The 12,853-nt window shown below is 64.9% G+C and carries 8 protein-coding genes; 1 reads left to right on the top strand and 7 read right to left on the bottom strand.

The features are described from left to right. Positions 1 to 728: 728 nt before the first annotated feature. The 6 genes from BG60_RS23720 to BG60_RS23695 form a co-directional block, all read right to left on the bottom strand. Positions 729 to 2,009: a DUF445 domain-containing protein gene (locus BG60_RS23720; protein ID WP_008352947.1), complete on the bottom strand. Its 1,281-nt coding sequence runs from the start codon at positions 2,007 to 2,009 to the stop codon at positions 729 to 731. Positions 2,010 to 2,020: 11 nt separating this feature from the next. After that, a complete protein-coding gene (locus tag BG60_RS23715; RefSeq protein ID WP_008352946.1) occupies positions 2,021 to 2,440 on the bottom strand; it encodes an ACT domain-containing protein in 420 nt (139 codons plus the stop codon). Then, positions 2,430 to 8,243 (bottom strand): excinuclease ABC subunit UvrA, encoded by a 5,814-nt coding sequence (gene uvrA, locus BG60_RS23710; RefSeq protein ID WP_034473102.1) that lies wholly within the window; start codon positions 8,241 to 8,243, stop codon positions 2,430 to 2,432. The genes BG60_RS23715 and uvrA overlap by 11 nt, the downstream gene beginning before the upstream one ends. A gap of 177 nt (positions 8,244 to 8,420) precedes the next feature. Continuing rightward, on the bottom strand, positions 8,421 to 9,311 hold the full coding sequence (locus BG60_RS23705) for an alpha/beta fold hydrolase (protein WP_008352942.1): 891 nt from the start codon (positions 9,309 to 9,311) through the stop codon (positions 8,421 to 8,423). A gap of 63 nt (positions 9,312 to 9,374) precedes the next feature. Then, the gene (locus BG60_RS23700) at positions 9,375 to 10,499 is read right to left on the bottom strand and encodes a succinylglutamate desuccinylase/aspartoacylase family protein (RefSeq protein ID WP_008352939.1); all 1,125 of its coding nucleotides are present in this window, start codon (positions 10,497 to 10,499) and stop codon (positions 9,375 to 9,377) included. A 2-nt stretch (positions 10,500 to 10,501) separates the two neighbouring features. Next, positions 10,502 to 11,272, bottom strand: coding sequence for a transporter substrate-binding domain-containing protein (locus BG60_RS23695; protein ID WP_008352936.1), 771 nt, complete (start codon positions 11,270 to 11,272; stop codon positions 10,502 to 10,504). A 114-nt stretch (positions 11,273 to 11,386) separates the two neighbouring features. Here BG60_RS23695 and BG60_RS23690 point away from each other — a divergent pair, with 114 nt between their 5' ends. Further along, positions 11,387 to 12,310: a LysR family transcriptional regulator gene (locus BG60_RS23690; RefSeq protein WP_008352934.1), complete on the top strand. Its 924-nt coding sequence runs from the start codon at positions 11,387 to 11,389 to the stop codon at positions 12,308 to 12,310. On the opposite strand, the gene BG60_RS23685 is transcribed toward BG60_RS23690, so the two are convergent. Then, positions 12,295 to 12,798 (bottom strand): DUF6496 domain-containing protein, encoded by a 504-nt coding sequence (locus BG60_RS23685; RefSeq protein WP_008352931.1) that lies wholly within the window; start codon positions 12,796 to 12,798, stop codon positions 12,295 to 12,297. The two genes, BG60_RS23690 and BG60_RS23685, sit on opposite strands and share 16 nt — an antisense overlap. Positions 12,799 to 12,853 lie beyond the last annotated feature (55 nt).

Here is a 12,853-nt window from a genome sequence, read left to right as displayed (position 1 = left end):
TGTCGGTTCGGGGTTTCGCCGGATCCCGGTTTCGTGTCGGTTCGGGGTTTCGCCGGATCCCGGTTTCGTGTCGGTCTATTAGCACTGCCCCTGTGCGGGGCGGCAGTCACTTTCTTTGCTGCTGCAAAGAAAGTAACCAAAGAAAGCAGCTTCCGATACGCCCGCGGTCACACGCAATTTGGGTAGTCCTCTCGTCCATCGTGGGCTGCCTAAAGAGTGCCCTCATCACAATCACCGGGCTTGGCTCGCGCACGGTCTGACTAGCTAGTAGTTACAACGCGCGGGTCCAGCAATCATACATCCGGCACAGCGCTACGCGCTGCCGCCCGATATGCGAGGGAAACCGACGTACGGCGAAGGCGGCGAGATGAAGACGTTAGTAGCGAAGCACATGCATCCCCGATTGACCGGTCGGCCGCGAAGCGGGCTGGAGCTATTTGGTGCTGAACCAGTTTGGTGTGTGGTGCGATGGTTCAGACCGTGCGCGAGCCAAGCCCGATGGGGCCTATGAGGGCACTCTTTAGGCAGCCCACGATCGACGAGAGGACTACCCAAATTGCGTGTGACCGCGGGCGTATCGGAAGCTGCTTTCTTTGCTTACTTTCTTTGCAGCAGCAAAGAAAGTAAGTGCCGCCCCGCACAGGGGCAACGCTAATAGACCGACGCGAAAACGGGATCCGGCGAAACCCCGACCCGACCCAATCACGGGATCCAGCGAAGAAACAAAATCAACCAAGAACCGCACTCACAGCGTGAATCAAAATCCCGACGGCGCCTCCCACAAGCGTCCCATTCACGCGAATGAACTGCAAATCCCGCCCAATATTAAGCTCAACATCCCTGACGAGCGTCGCATCGTCCCACTGCTTGACGGTGGCGGCAATATGCTTCGCGATGCCATCGCGCAACTCCGGCGCAAGCGCCTTCAAAGCATCGCGCATATGCTCGTTAATCGACTCGCGCAATGCCGGATCGCTGCCGAGCGCCTCGGCAAAACCGCCCGCCATCGCGACGACCTTCGCATGCAGCGCCGAATCCGGCCGCTTGATATCCGCATCGAGCCACGCGATGAACTCGTCCCACAGCCCGTTCACGTATGTCCGCAACTCGGGCCGCTCCAGCCACTCACGCTTGTGCTCGTCGATGCGCGCCTTGAACGCCGGATCCGTCTTCAACCGCTCGACAAACCGCTCCACGGCCGCATCGAAAGCCTTGCGACGCTCGTGCTCGGGATCGCTGCTTACATCGTGCAGCCATTGATTCGCGCCGCGCACGAGACCGGCCGCAAACTTGTTGCCAAGGTCTTCAGCATTCAGTCCGACGAATCCCAGCATACCGACGAGCTTCGGATACTCCTCGCCCGCCACCGCGACGATGCGCGTCGCGAGCATCTCCTGCACTTCGGGCTTGTCGAGCCACCCGGCCAGTTGCTTCAGGCCCTCATCGAGCAGCAACTGATGACGCCGGTCCGATATCAGCGTCGACAGCACGCTTCCCGTCGCGCTCGCCAGATCGAACGACTCCGCGCGACGGCGCAGCGTCTCGTAGAGCATCGACTTCACGCGCTCGTCATCGACGAAAGACAGCAGTTGCCCGACCGCGCCCACGGCCTTCTTGCCGAGCAACTCGGCATTGGCAGGCTCGGCCAGCCACATCGACAGACGGCTCGCCGGATCGAACGCATTCACGCGCGCGACGAGCGCATCGGTGCCGAGAAAACGGTCGCGAACGAACACGGCCAGGTTGTCCGCGACGCGCGCCTTGTTCGCGGGCAGGATCGCGGTGTGCGGAATCGGCACGCCAAGCGGATGCCGAAACAGCGCGACCACCGCGAACCAGTCGGCGAGCGCGCCGACCATCGCGGCTTCCGCGAACGACGACACCCACGCCCACGCGCCCGCATCGTGCTGGCTTTTCGCGAGCGCGAACAAGGCGCCGGCCGCGACGAGCAGCCCGGCGGCGAAGCATTTCATTCTTCTCAGCGCGACGGCTTTGTCCTGCGTTTCCATCTATGTCGGTTTCATGGTTTTGATGAGGCCGAAAGCTTACCAGCAGCGCGTTGCACATCCCGAAGGACTTCGACGGCGCGTTCGCCCTCTTCGACCGGAACGAAGATGTGATCGTGATACGCCGCCGCAATCACATTGCAACTGATGTTCGCCTCGCCGAGCGCACGCGCGAACGCCGCCGTCAAGCCGACCGCGTTCAGATCCGAATGAACGGTCAGCGTGATCCAGGCCGCGCGAAAGAGCGGCGCGACGCCGGCCGCCTGCGCCGCGCTTTCTTCCATCACGACCGTCAATCCCTCGCGCTCGCGGAACGTCGCGACGATGCCCGCGCCGCTCGCCACCGCATCGTGCGGCAGCGACGCGAACACGTACGCGCCCGGCTGCAGTTCGGGCTCCATCGACGCGATCAGCGTATCGAGATCACGCAGCATTTTCGGTCTCCCGTGTCCGCGCCAAAACCGGCCGCAGCGCAGCGCCGGTATGACTGCGCGGATGCGTCGCGAGCGTGTCCGGGTCCGCCGCCGCGACGATCGTGCCGCCATTCACGCCGCCTTCCGGGCCGAGATCGAGCACCCAGTCGGCTTCGGCGATCACATCGAGATCGTGTTCGATGACGATCACGCTATGCCCGCCATCCACCAGACGATGCAGCACGCGTATCAGCTTCGCGACGTCCGCCATGTGCAGGCCGACGGTCGGCTCATCGAGCACATAAAGCGTGTGCGGCGGCTTCTGGCCGCGCCGCGTGACGTCGTCGCGCACTTTCGACAGTTCGGTGACGAGCTTGATGCGCTGCGCCTCGCCGCCCGACAGCGTCGGCGACGGCTGGCCGAGCGTCAGATAGCCGAGGCCGACATCGCGCAGCAATTGCAGCGGATGCGCGATGCTCTGCATCGACGCGAAGAACTCGACGGCTTCGTCGATCTCCATCGTCAGCACTTCGCCGATGTTTTTGCCGCGCCATGTCACCGCGAGCGTTTCCGGATTGAAGCGCTGGCCGTGGCACACGTCGCACGGCACTTTGACATCGGGCAGGAAGCTCATCGCGATGGTCCGCACGCCCTGGCCTTCGCATGCCGGGCAACGGCCATCGCCCGTGTTGAACGAGAAACGCGACGGCGTGTAGCCGCGCGCGCGGGCCTCGAGCGTATCGGCGAAGAGCTTGCGGATCGTGTCCCACATGCCGATGTAGGTGGCCGGGCATGAACGCGGCGTCTTGCCGATCGGCGTCTGATCGACTTCGAGCACGCGATCGATAGCCTCGAAACCGGTTACGCCCGCGCAGCCCTGCCACGCATGCGCGACATCGAACGTCGGACGCGGCGCTTCGCGCGCGAGCACGCTGGCGCGCGACCCGGCAGCGGGCTTGTCCGCTTGCGCGGCCTTGCGCGCGCGCCGCACCGCAGGCGACGACAACACCGAACGGCCGACGGCATCGAGCAGGTTCGTCATCAGCACGTCGCGCGCGAGCGTCGATTTGCCCGAACCCGACACGCCCGTAATCGCGACGAGCCGATTCAGCGGCATCGTCGCCGTCACGTTGCGCAAGTTGTGCAGCGTCGCACCTTCGACCGTCAGCCATTGCTCCGGCACGGCGGCGCGCTTCGCGGTCGCCGCGCGCACTTCGCGGCGCGGCTGCAACGGATGCACGATCGGATTCGCGAGGAACTGGCCCGTGAGCGACGCCTTGTGCGCCGCGAGATCCGTCACGTTGCCCTGCGCGACGACCGTACCGCCGCGCTTGCCCGCGCCCGGCCCGATATCGATGATGTGATCCGCGCGGCGAATCGTGTCTTCGTCATGCTCGACGACGACGAGCGTATTGCCCTTGTCGTTCAGCTTCTTGAGCGCGGAGAGCAGGATCAGGTTGTCGCGCGGATGCAAACCGATGGTCGGTTCATCGAGCACGTAACACACGCCTTGCAGATTACTGCCGAGTTGCGCCGCGAGACGGATGCGCTGCGCTTCGCCGCCGGAAAGCGTCGGCGCGGCGCGATCGAGGCTCAAATAGCCGAGCCCGACTTCTTCGAGGAATTGCAAGCGCCCTTCGATTTCACTGACCACGTCACGCGCGATATCCGCATCGCGGCCCTTGAGCTTGAGCGATGCAATCCACTCGCGCGTATCGCTGACGGTCCATCGTCCGACTTCCGTGATCGGATAATTGCCGAACGTGACGGCGCGCGCAACATCGTTCAGACGCGTGCCTTCGCATTCCGGGCAGGGCTGATCCACGATATCGTCCGGTTCCTGATCGACCGAGCCGATGCTCTGCTCGCGTCCGCGATCGTCCTGCGCGAAGAGCGTGTCGTCGAACGCGGCGCGCTGTTCGCGCGTGAGCTTCACGCCCGTCCCGACGCATGTGTTGCACCAGCCGTGTTTGCTGTTGTACGAGAACATGCGCGGATCGAGCTCCGGATAACTCGTGCCGCAAACGGGGCACGCGCGCTTCGTCGAGAACACGCGCGTTTCTTCCTTGCCGCGACGCGCGCCGTCGTGCCACGACCCATGCAGTTCATCGAGCGGCGCGCAAAGATGCATGACGCCCTTGCCGATTTCGAGCGTGTCGTCGAGCAAACGCCGCAGTTCCGCTTCGTTGTCCGCCGACACGACTAGATCCGCAACCGGCAATTCGATCGTATGTTCACGGAAGCGATCGAGCTTCGGCCACGGACTCACGGGCAGAAATTCGCCATCCACACGCAGATGCGTATTGCCGCGCGCCTTCGCCCATTTCGCGAGATCGGTATAGACGCCCTTGCGATTGACGACGAGCGGCGCGAGCAGTCCGACATGCTGCCCCTTGAAATCGCGCATGATCTGCGCGGCGATCGATTCGGAACTTTGCGACTGGACCGGCGTGCCATCGTGAATGCAATGCTGAATGCCGAGCTTCACGTACAGCAAGCGCAGGAAGTGCCAGACTTCGGATGTCGTCGCGACCGTCGATTTGCGTCCGCCGCGCGACAGGCGCTGCTCGATCGCGACGGTCGGCGGAATGCCATAGACGGCATCGACTTCCGGACGGCCCGCCGGCTGCACGATGGAGCGCGCATATGCGTTCAGCGATTCGAGGTAACGGCGCTGACCTTCGTGGAAAAGGATATCGAACGCGAGCGTCGACTTGCCCGAACCGGACACGCCCGTCACGACGTTGAACTTGTTATGCGGAATATCGACATCGAGCGACTTCAGATTGTGCTCGCGCGCGTTGACGATCCGCACCACGTTCTCGCCCTGCAACGCACGTCGCGCGCTCGCGACTTCCGCCGCGAGTTGCAGCGGCACGCCCGCGCGCTTTTGAGCCGCGCCGGGCGCCATCGCTTCTTCGTATTCGACCAGCGCGCGGCCCGTATGCGATTGTTCGCATGCCGAAACATCGTCCGGCGTGCCGACGCATACGAGCTGCCCGCCGCCATCGCCGCCTTCCGGACCGAGATCGATGATCCAGTCGGCCGCGCGAATCACATCGAGATTGTGTTCGATGACGATCAGCGAATGACCGCGTTCGAGCAGGCGCCGCAGTGCCTGCATCAGCTTCGCGATGTCGTCGAAATGCAGGCCCGTCGTCGGCTCGTCGAACATGAAGAGACGGCTTTCGCTCTTGCTGGTCTGCGACGTTTCCGCGAGAAAGCCCGCGAGCTTCAGACGCTGCGCCTCGCCGCCCGAAAGCGTCGGCACGGGCTGGCCGAGCTTCACGTATTCGAGACCGACATCGACGATCGGCTGCAGCACGCGCAGCACTTCCTTGTCGCCGGCGAACAGCGCGACGGCTTCGCTCACCGTCAGCTCGAGCACATCGGCGACGCTCAACTGACGATCGCCGCGCTCGATCTTCACTTCGAGGATTTCCGCGCGATAACGGCGTCCGTCGCAATCGGGGCAACGCAAGTAGACATCGCTCAGGAACTGCATCTCGACGTGCTCGAAGCCCGAGCCGCCGCACGTCGGGCAGCGTCCATCGCCCGAGTTGAAGCTGAACATGCTCGCGCTATAGCCGCGCTGCAACGCGAGCGGCGCCTTCGCATAGAGCTTGCGAATTTCGTCGAACGCGCCGACATAGCTCGCCGGATTCGAGCGCGCCGTGCGGCCGATCGGCGACTGATCGACGAACACGACATCGCTCAAATGCTCCGCGCCCTTCAGGTCGCGATACGCGCCGGGCGCTTCCGTCGCCTTGCCGAAGTGACGCATCAGCGCGGGCGCGAGCACGTCCTGGATCAGCGTCGATTTGCCCGAGCCCGATACGCCCGTCACGCACACGAGACGTTGCAGCGGAATGTCGACCGTCACGTCGCGCAGGTTGTGATCGCTCGCGCCTTCGAGCGTGAGGCGCGGCGTGTTCGCATCGACGACGCGGCGATTCCAGTTCGACGCATGCGCGACATGCTTGCGGCCGCCGAGATACGCGCCGGTGAGTGTGTCGGTGACTTGAATGTCGTCGGGTGCGCCGTCATAGACGATCTGCCCGCCGCGCTCGCCCGGACCCGGTCCCATGTCGATGAGACGATCGGCCGCGAGCATCACCGACGGATCGTGCTCGACGACGACGAGCGTATTGCCCGCGTCGCGCAGACGATGCATCGCTTCGACGATGCGGTTCAGATCGCGCGGATGCAAACCGATGCTCGGTTCATCGAGCACGAACAGCGTGTTCACGAGCGACGTGCCAAGCGCGGTCGTCAGATTGATGCGCTGCACTTCGCCGCCGGACAGCGTGCGCGACTGGCGATCGAGCGTCAGATAACCGAGACCGACATCGCAGAGATATTTCAGACGCGTGCGGACCTCGGCGTGCAAGAGCTTGAGCGCTTCGTCGAGCAAGGTCGACGGCAGCGTCAGCGAATCGAAGAAGCGGCGGATGCGCTCGATCGGCATCAGCATCAGATCGTGCACCGTGAGGCCCGGCAGCGCTTCGAGTTGCGCGCGCGTCCAGTCGACGCCTTCCGGCATGAAGCGATCTTGCGGCGCAAGCACTGCGTCGGCCTGTTCCTTCGTGCCGAGACGCCACAGCAGCGATTCGGTTTTCAGACGCGCGCCGGCGCACACCGGACACGTCGTATAGCTGCGATATTTCGACAGCAGCACGCGGATGTGCATCTTGTACGCCTTCGACTCCAGATAATCGAAGAAGCGCTGCACGCCGTACCACTGGTTCTGCCACTTGCCCGTCCAGTCCGGAGAGCCCTTGATGACCCAGTCACGCTCCTGCTGCGTGAGATCCTTCCACGGCACGCCGAGGCGAATGCCCGCCTTCGCGCCGTAGCGCACGAGATCGTCCTGGTTCTCTTTCCACGCGGGCGTCTGCAATGTCTTGATCGCGCCTTCGCGCAGCGTCTTCTTTTCATCGGGGATGACGAGACCGTAATCGACGCCGATCACGCGTCCGAAGCCGCGGCACGTCTCGCAAGCGCCATACGCGGAGTTGAACGAGAACAGCGCCGGCTGCGGATCGGCGTAGCGCAGATCGCTTTCCGGGCTGTGCAGGCCGGTGGAAAAACGCCAGATCTCCGGCTCGCCTTCGTCTTTCAGCACATAGACGTCGACGCGGCCCGTGCCGCGCAGCAACGCGCTTTCGATCGCCTCCAGCGCACGCGAACGCTCGATGTTCTGCAAGCGAAAACGATCCGCGACGACATCGAGCATCTGCCGTTTGCCGCTTGCGGTTTCGACGTGGCGTTTCGCCTGCACGCGCGTATAGCCGCTCGCGGAGAGCCACTGCTCGACCTCCTCGTCGCTCGCGGTGTCGGGCAATTCGACCGGAAACGTGATCGCGAGACGCGGATCATCGGCCCGCGTGCGTTCGAGCAGTTCGGCGTAGATCGTCTCGGGCGTGTCGTGACGCACGCGATGCGACGTCTTCTTGTCGAAAAGTTCGGCGGCGCGCGCGTAGAAGAGCTTCAGATGATCGTTCAGTTCGGTCATCGTGCCGACGGTCGAACGCGAACTGCGCACCGGATTCGTCTGGTCGATGGCGATCGCGGGCGGCACGCCGTCCACGCGATCGACCTGCGGACGGTCCATCCGGTCGAGAAACTGGCGCGCATACGCGCTGAAGGTTTCGACGTAGCGCCGCTGGCCTTCCGCGTAGAGCGTGTCGAACACGAGGCTCGACTTGCCGGAACCGGACGGGCCGGTCACGACCGTCATCTCGCCGGTGTGCAGGTCGAGATCGAGATTCTTGAGGTTGTGCTGACGTGCGCCGCGAATGCGGATTGCGTTATTCGATGCCAATTTTTCAACCGGTTCAATGAGTTAGGCGGCATCCTCGAAGTGTTCGACGAGGTCGCACGAGTGTTCGGAAGTGCGTGGCCGCCATAGCGATCAGTACTGTACACGCATACAGTGTTTGCCGCCAAACGTGTCGGAAGTGTCCGGTGACACTGCGCAAGGCGCTCGCCTGCTCGGCGATCACTTCAGATGTTCGATGACCGCATCCGCGACGGCATCCGGCGCCTCGCGCAGCGGAAAATGCCCGGCGCCATCGATAACGACGCGCCGATAGCCCGCCGTGAAGTAGCGCGCTTGGCCTTCCGAACTCGCCGGTTCGTCGCAGGCGTCCGCGCCGCCTTGAATCATCAAGGCCGGTACGCCGATGCGATCGATCGTCGCAAGCCGCGCGTACAGATCGGCGAGCGCCGGATCGGACGGCTGATCGCTCCGCCAGCGCCGGCGATACGCGTTCAGCGTGATCGGCACCCAGTCGGGATTGTCGAATGCGCGCGCCGTCGCCGCGAATTCGGCTTCGTCGAACCAGCCGGGCGGCGACCATGTGTCCCACTGGATGCGCGCGAAGCCTTTGGGATCGGCGGCGACGGCGTCCGGGCCGCCGTCGAGCGACATGAACCATTGGTACCAAAAGCGCCGCGCCTGCGAGAAGTCGGGCAATTCGAAGACGCCGCGCGGCTGATACGCCAGCGCGAGCGCGGCCATGCGGCGCACGCGCTCGGGAAACAGCGTGGCGATCGTGTAGGCGGCGCGCGCGCCCCAGTCGTGGCCGACGACATCGAACGTGGCGATGCCGAGCGCATCGGCGAGATCGACGGCGTCTCGCGCGAGCGCGACGCCCGAGCCGTCGCGCACGGCGTCGTCGCGCAGGAAACGCGTGCCGCCCGCCCCGCGCAACTCCGGCACGACGGTTCGATAGCCGGCGTCGTTGAGCCGCGCGGCCACGGCATTCCACGCGCGCGCCGCATCCGGCCATCCGTGGATCAGCAGCACGACGGGCGCGTCGGCGGGACCGGAATCGGCGTAAGAGATATCGAGCGTCAGCGTGCGCGCGTGGCGTGCGAAATCCAGCATGGCGAGACTCCTCGAAAGCGAGGAGTCATTCTAGCGAGCAGTGAAAACACGCGCTCGGCGCGCTCACGCCCCGATCAACACCCCGCTCCTGATCGCCTTCTCACCCGTTACGCGCCCCATCGGCGCGCCCGCGTACACGAAGCGGACCGCGCGTCGCATGTAGAACACGCCGCCGTTGGCCGTCGTGACGGTCGTCACCGAGTCGGTGACCGGATCGACGATATCGAACACCGGATCGCCCGCTTGCAGCCGCGCGCCCACTTTCGCGCGATACACGACGATTCCGCTCGCCGGCGCCGTCAGTTGCTGGCTGCCCGCGAGCGGCGTCGCGGCCTGCGCGAGCGGCGGCGCGTCCTTCGCCTCGCCTTCGATCACGCCGCGCGCGATCAGATAATCGACGATGGCCTCCGCATCATGCGACGCCGTGTCGTAATCGACATCGCGCTGGCCGCGATGCTCGATCGTCGCCGCAATGTTCGGCGCGCCGAGCGGCGTTGCATCGCCGAGGCGCTCGCGCAGCTCGTTCCACAAAAGCGCATGAACCTCGTCGAAAGATTGACCGCCCGAATCCGTCGCCAGCAGCACGCCGTTCGCGCCGAGATAGCGCGCGAGCGGCTCGATCGCGGGCCAGCTCGCGGGACTCGTGTAGATGTGCATCGTCGCTTCGAGCGAGCAATGCAGATCGAGCACGACATCCGCTTTCGACGCCAGCCCGAGCAGCGCAAGCCGCAGCGATTCGAACTCGTTCTTCGCGGTCGTTTCGCCGAGCATCTCGACGAGCGCGCCGCGCAGCAGACGCGCGTTGTGCGCGGCATCGCCGGACGATAAGCGCGCGCCCACGCGTTCGATCAGCGCGGCAGCGGACGGCATCGGAAAATCGCGGTTGAAGTTGTGGCCGCTGTTCGCCTCGAAGCGCCCGAGGAATTGCCCGAGCACATGCTGCGACAAGCCGATGGGATTCGCCACCGGCACCAGCACGATTTCGCCGCGCATGCGCCCTTCGGCTTCGAGCGCGGCGAGACGCTGCTTCAAGGTCCACGCGGTGAGCATGGCGGGGGTTTCGTCGGCGTGCAGCGACGCTTGCAGATAAACGCTTTCGCCGTTCGCGGCATCGCCGAAATGAAAGCTGGCGAGTTCGCGCGACGTGCCGAGCGTCGTCGACACGAGCGGATGACGTTGAGTGTGCATGTTCAGTCGCCGTAGACGTCGAAATCGAAATACTTGCGCGCGATTCTTTGATACGTGCCGTCCGCGCGCATGTCGCCCACGGCCTTGTCGACCTGGGCCTTCAGCGCCGCATCCTCCTGCCGCAGACCCATGCCGACGCCGTGATCGCCCATCGACAGCGGCTCGCCGACGAACGCGAAACCCGCGCCGCGCGGCGTCTTCAGAAAGCCGTGCTCCGCTTCGACGGAGCCGAGCAGCGCGGCATCGATGCGTCCCGCGGTCAGATCGTTGAGCACGCCGTCCATGCTCTGATACGCGACCACTTCGACGCCGCCCGGCTGCCAGTTCTTCATCGCGTAGGTTTCGAACTGGCTGCCGCTCTGCACGCCGATGCGCTTGCCGCGCAAGCCCTGCGCGCTCGCCGTGAGCGGCGCGCCCTGCTTCGCGATCAGCCGCGAGCGGAACTGGAAGAGCTTGGTGGAGAAAGCGATCTGCTTCATGCGCTTGTCGGTGATTGCCATCGACGACATGATCCCGTCGATCTTGCGGGCCTGCAGCGCGGGAATCATCCCCGAGAACTCGAGTTCGACCCACTGGCAGCGCATCGCGATGCGGCGGCAGATTTCATCGCCGAGATCCACGTCGAAGCCCGCGACGTGGCCATCGGGCGTCTTCACGTCCATCGGCGGATAACCGGGATCGATGCCGAGGCGCAAGGTGTCGGCGTCTTTAGCGTGAACCGGCGCGGCGGCGGCGAGCGCGGCGGCGAGAAAAAGCGTGCTGAGTCTGAGCATGAACGCGGTGCCTCCTGATTGTGGCCACCGATGGTACGGGCCCAAAACGCTCGTAAAAAGAGGCGTTTTGCTTATCATGTTCAGTTTTTGAGATCACCGACGGAGACGCGGAACGTGGATCTGACTCTCACGCAGTTGCGCATGTTCGTCGCCGTCGCCGATGCGGGCAGCGTGCGCGCCGCCGCGCGCCGGCTCGACGTTGCGCCAAGCGGCATCACGCAGCAGTTGCAGAAGCTCGAAGCGATCGCGGGCGGGCCGCTCTTCGAACGCGACGTGCGCGGCGCGCGGCTCACGCCGATCGGCGAGCGCTTGCGTGTACGCGCCGACTTGATTCTGGGGGAATGCCGCAAGACGGAAGACGAGATGCGCCAGTTGCGCGGCGAACTGACGGGTCGCGTCGCGCTCGGACTCGCGGCCGAAGCGACCATGCGGCTTTTTCCCGCGCTGCTGGCGAGCTATCGGGAGCGCTGTCCGCGCATCGATGTGCATCTGACGAGCGCGACGTCGCGGATGCTGACTTCGTGGGTCCGCGACGGCAGCCTCGATTTCGCGCTCGCGCTGATCGCACCGGGCGCGGACATCCACGACATGGAAACGACGCCGCTCTTCGATTCCGACGTCGCGGTGATCGCGCGGCGCGGTCATCCGCTCGCACGTTCGCGCGCACTGGCCGACTTGCAGAACGCCGAATGGGTCAGCACACGCCAGCGCGGCGGCGGCGCGCCGGCCAACAAGCTATCGGCGCTCTTCGAGCACGCGAAGCTCGCGCCGCCGCGCATCGCCGCGACGACCGAAGCGGTCTTCGACACGCTGCATTGCCTTGCGTCGAGCGATTATCTCGGGCTCGAACCCGCGAGCCTCACCGGACATCCGTTCTTTCGCGAGCACGTCGAGATCGTGCCGATCGCCGAACGTGCCGGGAGAACGCCCGTCTGCCTGCTGCGCCGCGCGGGCGTGCCGCTCACGCCCGCCGCGCAGGAACTCGCGACGATGGCCGTGTCGTACGCCCGGATGCTGCCGACTCAACGCGATGCGTGACGCGCATGCGAGCCTTTGGACTTCGCGGCCGCGTTCCTGCGGCGCGTCGCCCAGCCCTTCTTCGCGGCTGCCGAGCGATCCGCCGCCGAGCGCCGGCTCGCGGCTGCATGCGTCTGCCGCGACAGCGACTTGTGCGAAGCGGCCTTGGTGCTTTCGCGCTTGAGCACGCGCGTGGACGTTGCCGAGCGCTTCGCCTTCGACTCCGTGCTCGGGCTCTTCTTCGTCCGATGCGCGGCCTTGGTGTCCTGCGCGGCCTTCTTGCGTGTCGCCTCGGACGCCGTGCCCTTCTTCGGCGGCTTCATCTTCACGCCTGAGCGACGCGCCTCGGACAAACCGATGGCGATGGCCTGCTTCGCCGATTTCGCGCCGTGCTTGCCCTCGCGAACGTGATCGATCTGCTCCTTCACGAATGCGCCGGCTTGCGTGCTCGGGGACTTGCCTTCGCGTTTGGCTTTCGCCGCGCGCTCGAGAGTTTTCTTTTCGGGCATGTCGGACCTCCTTGGTGAAGTGGACTTGCCCTGACGAAGCGAGCAACGTGCGTGC

This window comes from Caballeronia zhejiangensis (assembly GCF_000698575.1).
GTDB classification, from domain to species: domain Bacteria; phylum Pseudomonadota; class Gammaproteobacteria; order Burkholderiales; family Burkholderiaceae; genus Caballeronia; species Caballeronia zhejiangensis.
This window is presented reverse-complemented; position numbering and strand designations above follow the sequence as displayed.